This window comes from Nisaea acidiphila (assembly GCF_024662015.1).
Classification (GTDB): Bacteria; Pseudomonadota; Alphaproteobacteria; order Thalassobaculales; family Thalassobaculaceae; genus Nisaea; species Nisaea acidiphila.
Genome location: NZ_CP102480.1, coordinates 956,941 through 969,434 on the forward strand (window position 1 = coordinate 956,941; position 12,494 = coordinate 969,434).

Sequence of the window (12,494 nt, forward strand, 5' to 3'; positions counted from 1 at the left end):
CATGGGATTGGACCGGACTTCATTGGGCCGAGTGTTGCTCCTGCAGGAAAAGGCCGCCCGGACCTTGCTGGGAGCGCTTTTTCTCTGCTGCGCAGTCGCCGCGGCGACCGTCCAGGCCCAGGAGCGTGATGTCAGCGACGCTCCCGTTCTGATGCAGGCGGACGAACTGGTTCATGACGAGACTCTCGGCACCGTCACGGCGCGGGGATCGGTTGAACTCTCCCAGGGCGAACGCGTCCTGCTTGCCGACAGCGTGACCTACAACCAGCGTGAAGACACCGTCATTGCAACCGGGAACATCACCCTCCTGGAGCCCACCGGCGAGGTTCTGTTCAGCGATTATGTGGAGCTGCATAACGAACTGAAGACGGGTTTCGTCGACAATATCCGGCTCCGCATGACGGATGGCTCCCGTCTCGCCGCCAACCGGGGGCTCCGGACGGCGGACAATCGGAAAATTTTGTCGCGCGCCGTCTTCACTCCCTGCGACAGCTGCAAGGAAGACCCGGATCGCCCGCCACTCTGGCAGATCAAAGCGCGCAAGGTCGTGCATGACGAGCAGGCGAAGGACGTGATCTATAACGATGCGACACTGGAGATGTTCGGTGTGCCGGTGCTTTATACGCCCTATCTCCGGCACCCCGATCCGACGGTCGAGCGCCGTAGCGGCCTGCTGCCCCCGACACTCGGCCTGTCCGACGAACTCGGTTTCATCTATGGCCAACCTTATTACCATGTGATCGACCAGTCCCGAGACCTCGAGGTAACACCGATCCTGTTCTCCGAAGAGGGCGGTGTCGTGAAAGGCCGCTACCGGCAGCGGTTCACCAACGGCATGATCGACTTCCAGGGCACCGGTGGCCTCCTCGACCAGCGCGAGAACAATGTAGAGACCGGCGACAAGGACTTCGAGGGCAGCGTCGATCTCGAAGGCCGCTTCGATTTCGACCGGACCTGGCGCGGCGGTTTCGATTTCGAGCAGTCCAGCGCCCGGACCTATCTGCGCCGCTACCGGCTCGACAGCCGCGAGGTCCTGACGACACGCGCATATACCGAGGGCTTCCGCGGCCGAAACTACGCCTCCGTGCAGGCACTGAAGTTCCAGGGGCTGAACGCAGGCGACTCACGGGACAAGTCACCGGTGGTCGCGCCCTTGATCGACTACAATTACATCGGCGAACCGGACCGGGCCGGCGGCCGCTTCCAGCTCGACACGACTGTAATGTCGTTGACCCGCCAGACCGGTGCCGACAGCAAGAAGATCGCGATCCGCAGCGGCTGGTCTCTGCCTTACATAGCCCCGGCGGGCGATATCTATACGCTGACGGCAACCCTCGACACCGACTACTTCCACAGCGATGGCCTGGAGAGTGGCGATGATGGGGATACCGGGCGGATCTTCCCGCAGCTCGGCCTGAATTGGCGTTATCCCTTCGCCAGGTCCGGCGAGACCTACCACCAGACCGTCGAGCCGATCGTCAATGTCGTGCTGTCGCCGAACGGCCACAATCCGGACGAGATCTCCAACGAGGACAGCCAGTCCTTCCTGTTCGACGACACCAACCTCTTCCGGATGAACCGTTTCACCGGCAGCGATCTGGTGACCAGCGGAAGCCGAGTGGATTATGGCTTCAAGGCCGGCGTCTACGGCGATGGCGGCGGCTCGACCAGCATGCTGTTCGGACAGAGTTACCGCTTCATGGGCGACGGACCGTTCGCCGAAGGCTCGGGGCTGGAAGACGATCTTTCCGATTTCGTCGGCCGAATTCATGTCGATCCGACGGACAATCTCGATTTTCTCTTCCGCTTCCGCCTCGACAAGGACGATCTCGATCCACGACGCGGAGAGATCGGCATGCGCTACTCGAACCCGCGCTTCTCGCTTGTGGCAGACTATGTCTTGCTTGACGACCAAACCGATTCCGATGACATCGCAGGCGAGACGTCCTTCCTCGAACGCGAACAGCTGGATCTTTCCGGAAGCCTCAATCTGAACCCGTTCTGGAGCGTCAACGGACGTATCGTGCAAGACTTCTCGGACGACGCGAACCGCACACTGATCGCCTCGACCGGCCTCGTCTATGCCGATGAATGCTTCACTTTCGGCCTCGTCTATGAAAGAAGCGAGCTCGAAGACGATGATATCGAACCGGAGCAACGCGTCATGCTGCAGATCGCTTTCAAACATCTCGGCGGATTTGCCAGCAACTAGCGGACCCGGTTTTCAAGGCATATGTCTAAGTTTATGGCGAGATCCCGATTGAGTTTCATGAAGCGCCCGGTTCCGGTGATGATGCGGTACCTCCTGGTGGCAGGCATCCTCGCCCTGTCGATCCTCGGCACGAACGCTCCGGCGTTGGCCCAGAACGCGCTCCGCATCGCCGCGATCGTAAACGATGACATCATCACGGTGCGCGACCTCGACGAGCGCGTCCGCATGGTGATCGTGGCTTCGAACCTGCCGCGCACCGCACAGACCTACCAGCGGGTCTGGCCGCAGGTTCTCCGAAGCCTGATCGACGAGCGGCTGAAATTGCAGGAAGCCGAGCGCCTTTCGATCGTGGTCACCGAAGCCGATATCGAACAGGCCAAGCGCACGATGGAACAGCGCAACAAGCTCGCGCCTGGCTCTTTCGACCGGTCGCTCCGTAACGACGGCATCTCGCCGGACACGGTTATCGAGCAGATGCGGGCGGATATCGCCTGGGCCAAGCTGGTCCGGCGCCGCTTCCAGAGTACGGTCGAAGTCACCATCGACGAGATCGACGATGCGCTTGACCGCCTGGAACGCAACAAGGGCGCGCCCCAGTACCGCATCCGCGAGATCGTCCTCAATATCGACGATCCGGCTGTGGACGAAGAGGAACTGGCCAAGCGCCTGGTACAGCAGCTGCGCTCGGGCGCACAGTTCGATGCCATCGCACGGGAGTTTTCGACCGGTGCCACGGCGGCGACCGGAGGCGATATCGGCTGGACAACGAGAGAACAGCTCGGAGACGAGGTTGCCGCAAGAGTCGACGAGATGGAGCCGGGCGATATCAGCGAACCGATCAGGACGATCTTCGGATATCAAGTCATCCAGCTGACGGACCGGCGTATTCTGAGCGGTCCCGACCCGCTGAAAGCGAAAGTGACCCTGAAGCAGGTCTTTCTCCCCATTCCGCCGAATTCCGGTGCGGATGCGGAGGCGAGCCAGCGGAGCATAGCGCTCGCCGTTTCCGAGACGGCACAGAGCTGCGATGACATGGATGTGCTGGCCACGGAACTGGATTCTCCGGCCGGCACCGATCTCGGCACCGTCCAGGTCGGCGAGCTTTCTCCAACGCTTCGCGAAGCGGTCGCGGGGCTGAAGGAAGGCGAACTGACCAAGCCGATCCGTCTTCCGTCCGGCTTCAGTACCATCATGATCTGCCAGCGCGAGGAACCGGAAAGCGATCTCCCCGGGCGGGACGAGATTGCCAACCGCCTCAGGGCAATCAAGTTCGAAACTTTCGCTCAGCGCTATTTGCGCGACATACGCCGCGACGCGTTCATCGACACCCGCATCTAAGGCAATGCCGTCATGCCTCTCGACGCCGCCAACGCCCCGCTTGCCTTAACCCCGGGCGAACCGGCGGGAACCGGCGCCGAGATTGCCCTGAAAGCATGGGCGGACGCCCGCTCGACCCTGCCCCCATTCTTCCTGCTTGAAGAACCGGAGCGCATGAGCCGTCTCGCGGAAAGTCTCGGCATCGGGACACCGGTGATCGAGATCGAGACGCCAAACGCCGCGCGCGAAGCCTTCCATGAGGGACTTCCGGTCCTGCCCATGGCCTTCGCGGCACCACCCGAGCCGGGCAGGCTGGATCCCGCCAACGGACCGGCCGTGATCGGGGCGATAGAACGGGCCGTGGAACTGATCCGGGCGGGCGACGCCTCGGGCGTCGTGACCCTGCCGATCCATAAGAGCGTCCTCTACGAAGCCGGTTTCAGGCACCCCGGTCATACGGAGTTTCTTGCCGCGCTTGCAGGACCGGACGTCACCCCGGTCATGATGCTGGCGGCGCCCGAGCTTCGCGTCGTGCCGATCACCATCCACATTCCGCTGAAGCAGGTCCCCGAGCTGCTCACGACCGAGATGATCGTGGAAAAGTCGAGGATCACCGCAGAGGCGCTGCGCCGGGACTTTGGCTGCCCCCGGCCGCGGCTGGCGCTTGCCGGTCTCAATCCGCACGCCGGAGAGAACGCGACGATCGGCACCGAGGACCGCGACGTCGTGGCCCCGGCGGTCGCCGCCCTGCGCGCGGAGGGGATTGACGCGGTCGGCCCGCTCTCCGCCGACACCATGTTCCACGCGGAGGCCCGCGCAACCTACGACGCTGCGATCTGCATGTATCACGACCAGGCGCTGATCCCGATCAAGACCGTGAATTTCTGGGGCGGCGTGAACGTGACCCTGGGCCTCCCCTTCATCCGCACGTCGCCGGATCATGGCACCGCGCTCGAACTTGCAGGTACGGGCAAGGCCCATGCGAGCAGCCTGATCGCCGCGCTCAGGATGGCCGGCGATATGGCTGCGGCACGGGCTGGATCGTCATGACCGACCCGGTGATCGCGGCGATCGAGGCCCTGCCGCCGTTGCGCGACGTGATCGGCCGCTACCAGCTCTCCGCCCGCAAATCGCTTGGCCAGAACTTCCTCTTCGATCTCAACCTGACCCGGCGCATCGCCCGGGCGGCCGGCAACCTCTCTTCGGGAACCTGCATCGAGGTCGGGCCCGGCCCCGGCGGCCTGACCCGCGCCCTTCTGCTCGAAGGCGCCCGCAAGGTGATCGCGATAGAGCGCGACCGGCGCGCCATCGAGGCCATCCAGGACCTCGTGGAAGCGGCGGACGGGCGGCTTGAGATCATAGAGGCGGACGCACTCAACATAGATCTGGCGAGCCTCGGCGAGGGTCCAAGGCGGGTGGTGGCCAACCTGCCCTATAATGTCGGCACGCCGATGCTGCTGGCCTGGCTTAAACAGGCCGAGGCGTTCGAAAGTTTCACCCTGATGTTCCAGAAGGAGGTGGCGGAACGCATCGCCGCCTCACCCGGAACGGAACATTACGGGCGGCTCAGCATCGCGGCGCGCTGGCGCGCGGAAATCTTCCCGCTCTTCGACATCCCGCCGCGCGCCTTCACACCGCCGCCGAAAGTCACCTCCCAGGTGATCCAGCTCCGGCCGCGCGCCGAGCCGCTCGCGGAAGCCGACCCGGAACTGCTTGAGAAGGTCACCGCCGCAGCCTTTTCCCAGCGACGGAAAATGCTGCGCGCCTCGCTCAAGAGCTTCGGCGGTGCGGAGTTCCTGGAAACGGCCGGGATCGATCCGACCGCGCGCCCCGAAACGCTCAGTATCGAGCAATTCTGCGCCCTCGCGCGCGCCCTCGACGCCCGGCGCTAGAAACATTTCGTCAAAACAAAACGGGGCGGCTAATGCCGCCCCGCTCACTATGTCGTTTTCGTTACCGATCAGGACGGGATCAGCCGGTTCCACCAGCCACCGCGCCGCGGCTTACTTTCGCCGCCATCGTCGCCGACATTGACCACCGTGCTGCCGTCATCCGGTTGCGGCTTGCTCTCGGTCGCGGCCTTTTCCTCGACCTTGTCGGCGCCGCTCTCGGAGGAAACCTCCTCGGGCGCTTCCTGAGCGGGTGCAGGTGCGGCCTCTTCGACTGCCACTTCAGGCTCCGCGGCCTTCTTCGCCCGGCTGCGGCGGCGCGGTTTCGGCGCCGGCGCCTCTTCGGCGGCCGGAGCCTCCTCGCCAGTTGCGTCGGCCTCCTTAACCTCGGCATCCGCCACGGCCGGCGCCTCGCCTTCGGCTTCGGCGGTCTTCTTGCGGCGGCTCCGCGGCTTGCGCTTCGGCTTCGGCGCTTCCTCTGCGGTCTCTTCGGGCTGCCCGTCGGCCGGAGCGGCCTCCGCTTCCGGAGCTATCTCGGCTGCGGGCTGCTCGTCCGGCACCGTTTCGCTCGCTACGGCATCCTCGGCGGGCTGCTCGGCACCTTCGGCGCCTTCCTGCGCCACGGTCTCCTCGCCGCCGCGCCGGGACCGCCGCCGGCCGCCACGCTTGCCACGGCGGCGGCGCTTGCGGCCACCTTCATCGTCGTCTCCACCGGAGGACGCGCCATCGGCCGCAGCCGAACCTTCTTCGGCTTCCGCTTCCTCGGAGACGCTCTCGCCCTGATCCTGCTGCTCGGCCGCACGCTTGTCGCCGCCACGGCGACGGCGGCGGCGGGAACGGCGGGAGCGGCGCTCGTCATCGCGTTCCTCGCCGGCCTCGTCCTCGTCTTCCTCGACGCGCGGCGCCGAGACGATCGGGGCCGCGAGGTCGAGCCGTTCGCTGGCCGGTTTCGGTATCATGCGCTCGATCCGCATGTCCGGCGGAATGAGGCTCTCGTCGGCTTCGAGGAAGACCTTGAAGCCATAACGCTCCTCGATCGCCGCGAGCGCGTCGCGTTTCTTGTTCAGGATGTAGAACCCGACATCGGACGGCACGAAAACGGCGATTTCCTTTGCCTTCTGCTTAATGCCCTCTTCCTCGACGGCGCGCAGCACGTGCAATGCCGTCGAGTCGGTCGAGCGCACCCGGCCGCTGCCGCTACACTGGGAGCAGACTTGGGTCGAAGCCTCGAAGACGCTCGGACGCAGGCGCTGACGCGACAGTTCCATCAGCCCGAAATGGCTGATCCGCCCAAGCTGGATCCGCGCCCGGTCGTTCTTCATCGCCTCTTTCATGCGACGTTCGACGGCATGCTGGTTGCGTGGCTCGTCCATGTCGATGAAGTCGATGACCACGAGACCGGCCATGTCGCGCAGCCGGAGCTGGCGCGCGACCTCGTCGGCCGCCTCGAGGTTGGTCTTGAGCGCCGTCTCCTCGATATTACGCTCGCGCGTCGCGCGGCCGGAGTTGACGTCGATCGCGACCAGCGCCTCGGTCTGGTTCATCACCAGATAGCCGCCGGATTTCAGCTGCACGACCGGATTGTGGATCGCGTCGAGCTGGCCCTCGATCTGGTAGCGGTGGAACAGCGGAACGGTCTGCTCCTTGTAAGGCTGCACGCGCTTGGCATGGCTCGGCACCAGCGTGCGCATGAAGTCCTTGGCGACCCGGTAACCGTCCTCGCCCTCGACCAGCACCTCGCCGATATCGCTCGTATAGAGGTCGCGGATCGAGCGCTTGATCAGATTGGCTTCCTCGTAAATCAGGCACGGCGCCGACGAGGTCAGCGTCTTCTCGCGGATCTGGCTCCAGAGCCGGAGCAGATATTCATAGTCGCGCTTGATCTCGGTCTTGGTGCGCTGGCTGCCCGCGGTGCGGACGATGACCGCCATGCCTTCCGGCACGTCGAGCCCCTCCACAACCTGCTTCAGGCGCTTGCGGTCGGCCACGTTGGTGATCTTGCGGGACACACCGCCGCCGCGCGCGGTGTTCGGCATCAGCACGCAGTAGCGGCCGGCGAGAGAAAGATAGGTGGTGAGCGCCGCGCCCTTGTTGCCGCGCTCTTCCTTGACGACCTGCACCAGCATGATCTGGCGCCGGGTGATGACCTCCTGGATCTTATAGCGGCGATGCAGGTTCTTCCGCGGGCGGTCGTCGTCGCTGTCGTCGGTATCGTCGCCGCCGACGCTCTCGGGAGGCGGGGCCGGAGGGCCGTCTTCCTCATCGTCGCTGTCGGCATCGTCTGAGACGGCTTCCGGCGCCTCGACATCGTCCGGCTGTTCCGCAACGGACTCTTCGCCGGGCTCTTCCGGCGCGTCTTCGGAAACCGCGTCGCCGGACCGCTCTTCGGCGAGCAACGCCTCGCGGTCTTCAACCGGGATCCGGTAATAATCGGGATGGATTTCGCTGAAGGCGAGGAAACCGTGCCGGTTCCCGCCATATTCAACGAAGGCCGCCTGCAGCGAGGGTTCTACCCGGGTCACCCGGGCGAGGTAGATGTTTCCCTTAAGCTGCTTGCGCGACTCTGTCTCGAAGTCGAAATCTTCGACACGATTGCCGCTCAGAAGGACGACCCGGGTCTCTTCCTCCTGAGTGGCATCTATCAGCATACGTTTGGACATTAAAAGCTGGCTCCTGGGCCGCGCGGGTCGCGCGCCGCACCGCGGGACTCAAACTCCCGATCGGTTTCGGCGCCGCGTTCGCGGGCATGTTCTGTTGGGGTGAAACGCATTGCGGAGCTTCGTTCACTCCGACATCGCGCTTCCGTTCGGTAATCGAAACCGTGTCCGTTCGGCCCAGTCCACAATCCCCGTATCCGATATCCCCCGCCGGGGCCGTGAGGCGGCGCCGCGCTGAATGGATCGGATTAGAACGAGTGTGTCTCACGGTCGGAACAGGTCCCGTTGTGTAGAATAGAGGCGCATTCCCGCGCCGTCAGGGAAGCCCCATACTCGCGTTTCCGAGATGTGTGAGGCAAAAATTTCGCGCGGACCGCAACGGTCCAGCACTCGCGTAACATAGTCACTTTGGAATCCCGGAACAATGTTTTCCTGCACCTGCGAGTAAATTCATGTGACGCTCAAAAACCCTCCTGCAATTGGCTGATTTCGAGGGATTTTATTGCATTGACCGCAAACCGCCGGTAAAAATAGTGGGAATTGGGGCATGACCGCGAAGCGGCGGCGGACCGCCAACCCGGGACAGATCGTGATTCAACGGATTGCACTCCTTCTGACACTCCTTATCGGTGCGCTTTCCGCAACGACACCGGCGAGCGCTATCGACGGTATCGTCGAAGACATCCGAATCGGCCAACACCCCGACAAGATCCGCTTCGTGATGGATCTTTCCCAGCCAGTCGATTTCACGGTGTTCAGCCTCGCCGATCCGTATCGCGTGGTCATCGACCTTCCGGAGCTCAGCTTCGCGCCCGGGGCACGTCTCGACGCAAAACATCCGAAAGCAATCAAGGGGTTCCGTTTTGGCCTGTTCCGCCCGGGCACCTCGCGTGTCGTAATCGACACCGCGTCTCCCTATTCCGTCGCCTCCGCCTTCAGGCTGCCGGCAAAAGCGGGCTACGGGCCTCGGATCGTGCTCGACCTGAAGCCGACAAGCCGTGCCGCTTTCATCGAGGAATCCCAGCGTTCGGTCGCCGCCTTCCAGGCAAAACGCCAGCCCCGCCTTACCGCACCGAAACCTGCTGCGCCCCCGCTGTTGACGCGTCCGCCCCGCAAGGCGCACGAGAAAATCCTGGTCGCCATCGATGCGGGACATGGCGGCGTCGATCCGGGCGCTATCGGCGTTTCCGGGATTTACGAAAAGAACATCGTGCTGAACGCCGCCCGTATCCTGAAGGCGGAACTCGAGAGCACCGGACGCTACGAGGTACTCCTGACCCGCGACCGGGACGTCTTCCTGCGGCTACGGGAACGCATTGCCATCGCCCGCCGTGCCGGGGCCGACCTGTTTCTCTCGCTGCATGCGGATTCGATCCCGAACCGGAAGCTTCGGGGTGCCTCGATCTATACGCTCTCCGAGACCGCGTCCGATAAGGAAGCCAACCTGTTGGCCGAGAACGAAAACAAGTCGGACATTATCGCCGGCATGGATTTCGGCACCGAGACACCGGAAGTCACCAGCATCCTGATCGACCTTGCGCAACGCGAGACGATGAACCACTCCGCCCGTTTCGCCGGCATGCTGGTGCGGGAGATGCGCGGCGAGGTCAAACTGCTCAAGACCGCACACCGTTTCGCGGGATTCGCGGTCCTCAAGGCGCCGGACATTCCCTCGGTGCTGATCGAGCTCGGCTTTCTCTCGAACAATCACGACGAGAAGCTGCTGCGCTCCCCCGCGCATCTGCGCAAGGTTTCCGTCTCGCTCAGGCGGGCCATCGACGGCTATTTCGACCTCGTGCAGTCGGCGGCCCGCGCGAACTGAACAACATCCCGTGTTCAGGCGTTATCCCGCCAAGAACCACATGACATTGCGCACAATCATGTCACACTGCTGATGATACTGTATGCGCGTCCCGCGGCCCTCACGCCGCGCAACCGGAGTTTCGCATCGGCCAATGCGCTGGGTATTGATCCTCTTCTCGACCGTCCTGCTAGTGGGCCTCATCGCCGTCGGTGGCGTCCTATGGGGGCTGCACCATTACGGCCGCGGTCTGCCGGACTATAAGCAGCTCGCCGATTACGAGCCGCCGGTGATGACCCGCGTGCATGCCGGCGACGGCCGCCTGCTCAGCGAATATGCCCGTCAGCGCCGTGTCTTCGTGCCGATCGAGGCAATGCCCCGCCGGGTGATCAAGGCCTTCCTTTCCGCCGAGGACAAGAATTTCTACAGCCATCCGGGCATCGATTTCCTCGGTCTCGCCAAGGCGATGCTCGACAATGTGAGGAACTACGCCCAGAACCGCCGTCCGCGCGGCGCCTCGACGATCACGCAACAGGTGGCGAAGAATTTCCTACTGACCAACGAGGTCTCGATCGAACGCAAGGCAAAGGAAGCGATCCTCGCGCTCCGCATCGAACGGGCGATCAGCAAGGACCGGATCCTCGAGCTTTATTTGAATGAGATCTATCTCGGCCTGCGCTCCTACGGCGTGGCCGCCGCTGCGCTGAACTATTTCGACAAGAGCCTCGACGAGCTCACCATCGCGGAGGCGGCCTATCTGGCCGCCCTTCCGAAAGCACCGAACAACTACCACCCGGTGCGCAGGCACGACGCCGCCGTCACCCGCCGCAATTGGGTAATCGCCCAGATGCAGGAAAACGGCTTCATCACCGCCGAAGAGGTGGAGAAAGCGCAGGCCGAACCGCTGGTGGTGCACCAACGCTCGGTTACCGAAGTCGCGGAGGCGGACTATTTCGCCGAGGAGGTCCGGCGCTGGCTCGTCGACCGGTTCGGCGAGGACGGCCTCTACGAGGGCGGCCTCTCGGTTCGCACCACGCTCGATCCGAAGCTGCAGCGCATAGCCGACGCCTCCCTGCAATGGGGCCTGATCTACTATGACCGCCGGCACGGCTGGCGCGGCCCGCTCGGACGGATCGAGATCGTTGCCGGCTGGGGCGACGCGCTCGCAGACTTCAAGATTCCGACCACGGCTCCGAAGGAATGGCGCAAGGCTCTCGCCCTTATCGCCGAGGACAAGCGCATCCAGATCGGCTTCGAGGACGGCTCCTTCGGGGAGATCCCGCGGGCCGAACTGAAATGGGCCCGGGAATGGCGCGAGAAACAGCGGCTTGGCCCCAGCGTCAAGAAAGCCTCCGACGTGCTTTCTCCCGGCGACGTGATCTTCGTCGAACCGGTCGAGAAGGACGACGACGGCAAGACCTACCCGGCAAACACCTATACGCTCCGGCAGATCCCCGATGTCGACGGCGGTATCGTCGCGATGGACCCGCATACCGGCCGCGTGCTGGCCCTATCCGGCGGCTGGAGCTTCAAGGAAAGCCAGTTCAACCGGGCAACCCAGGCCGAGCGCCAGCCCGGCTCCTCCTTCAAGCCCTTCGTCTATCTCGCAGCGCTCGACAACGGCTTCACACCGGCGACGCGGATCCTCGACGCACCTTTCGTGATCGACCAGGGCCCGGGGCTCGGCAAGTGGAAGCCGGCGAACTACACGAAGAAATTCTACGGCCCGAGCCCGATGCGGCTCGGCATCGAGAAGTCGCGCAACCTGATGACGGTGCGCCTCGCTCAGACCATTGGCATGGATCTGGTCACCGACTATGCCCGGCGCTTCGGCATCGATGACGACATGCCGAAACATCTCTCCATGTCGCTCGGCGCCGGCGAGACCACCCTGCTCAAGATGACCACCGCCTATTCCATGCTGGTCAATGGCGGAAAGCGGGTGGAACCGAGCCTGATCGACCGGGTTCAGGACCGCAACGGCCATACGATCTACGAGCACGATACCCGAGACTGCGCGGGTTGCGTCGCCCATCGCTGGCGCGGCGAGCCGGTGCCGTCGGTGCCGGACACCCGCGAGCGCGTCGCCGATCCGGCCTCGGCCTATCAGATGGTCAGCATGCTTGAAGGCGTGGTGAAGCGCGGCACCGGCCGGCGGATCTCGACCATCGGCAAGCCGCTCGCCGGCAAGACCGGTACCACCAACGACAATGTCGATACCTGGTTCGTCGGCTTCACACCCGATCTCGCGGTCGGTGCCTTTGTAGGCTTCGACCAGCCGAAGACGCTCGGGCCGCGCGATACCGGCTCCAACGTCGCGGCGCCGATCTTCAAGAAGTTCATGGAACAGGCGCTGGTCGACGAGCCCTCGATCCCGTTCCGGATTCCGCCGGGAGTCCGCAATGTTCGCATCAATATCGCCACCGGCGCGCTGGCCCAACCCGGCGAGAAGGAGGTGATGGTCGAGGCCTTCAAGGCAGGGACCGAGCCGACGGGCGAGAGCGAGATCGTCTTCGGCGGCGATGCCGCAGGCTGGGATGCGCAGGGTCCCGGCAATACCGCGCCTGTTGCGGGACGCGGCTCCGGGCTTTATTAAGAGCGCCCACGAATTTTCCAAT

General features: G+C 64.0%; 7 protein-coding genes. 6 read left to right on the forward strand and 1 reads right to left on the reverse strand.

Annotated elements, in window-relative coordinates; all coding sequences use genetic code 11:
* Position 1 precedes the first annotated feature (1 nt).
* From NUH88_RS04485 to rsmA, 4 genes are read left to right on the forward strand one after another with little or no spacing between them, the layout of a single operon-like run.
* Entirely contained in the window at positions 2–2,212 is a 2,211-nt protein-coding gene (locus NUH88_RS04485) for an LPS-assembly protein LptD (protein WP_257770211.1), read from the forward strand.
* A gap of 57 nt (positions 2,213–2,269) precedes the next feature.
* Positions 2,270–3,550, forward strand: a complete 1,281-nt coding sequence (locus NUH88_RS04490; protein WP_257770212.1) for a peptidylprolyl isomerase — start codon at positions 2,270–2,272, stop codon at positions 3,548–3,550.
* Positions 3,551–3,562: 12 nt separating this feature from the next.
* Entirely contained in the window at positions 3,563–4,579 is a 1,017-nt protein-coding gene (pdxA, locus tag NUH88_RS04495) for a 4-hydroxythreonine-4-phosphate dehydrogenase PdxA (RefSeq protein WP_257770213.1), read from the forward strand.
* Positions 4,576–5,421, forward strand: a complete 846-nt coding sequence (gene rsmA, locus NUH88_RS04500; protein ID WP_257770214.1) for a 16S rRNA (adenine(1518)-N(6)/adenine(1519)-N(6))-dimethyltransferase RsmA — start codon at positions 4,576–4,578, stop codon at positions 5,419–5,421. The genes pdxA and rsmA overlap by 4 nt, the downstream gene beginning before the upstream one ends.
* A 68-nt stretch (positions 5,422–5,489) precedes the next feature.
* Here the strand turns inward: rsmA and NUH88_RS04505 are convergent, their stop codons facing one another.
* Entirely contained in the window at positions 5,490–8,078 is a 2,589-nt protein-coding gene (locus tag NUH88_RS04505; protein WP_257770215.1) for an Rne/Rng family ribonuclease, read from the reverse strand.
* A 544-nt stretch (positions 8,079–8,622) separates the two neighbouring features.
* Between NUH88_RS04505 and NUH88_RS04510 the strand changes: the two genes are divergently transcribed.
* Positions 8,623–9,897, forward strand: a complete 1,275-nt coding sequence (locus NUH88_RS04510) for an N-acetylmuramoyl-L-alanine amidase (RefSeq protein ID WP_257770216.1) — start codon at positions 8,623–8,625, stop codon at positions 9,895–9,897.
* Between the two features lie 133 nt (positions 9,898–10,030).
* Positions 10,031–12,472 carry a penicillin-binding protein 1A gene (locus tag NUH88_RS04515; protein WP_257770217.1) on the forward strand — a complete coding sequence of 814 codons (2,442 nt, stop codon included), beginning with the start codon at positions 10,031–10,033 and terminating at the stop codon, positions 12,470–12,472.
* Positions 12,473–12,494 lie beyond the last annotated feature (22 nt).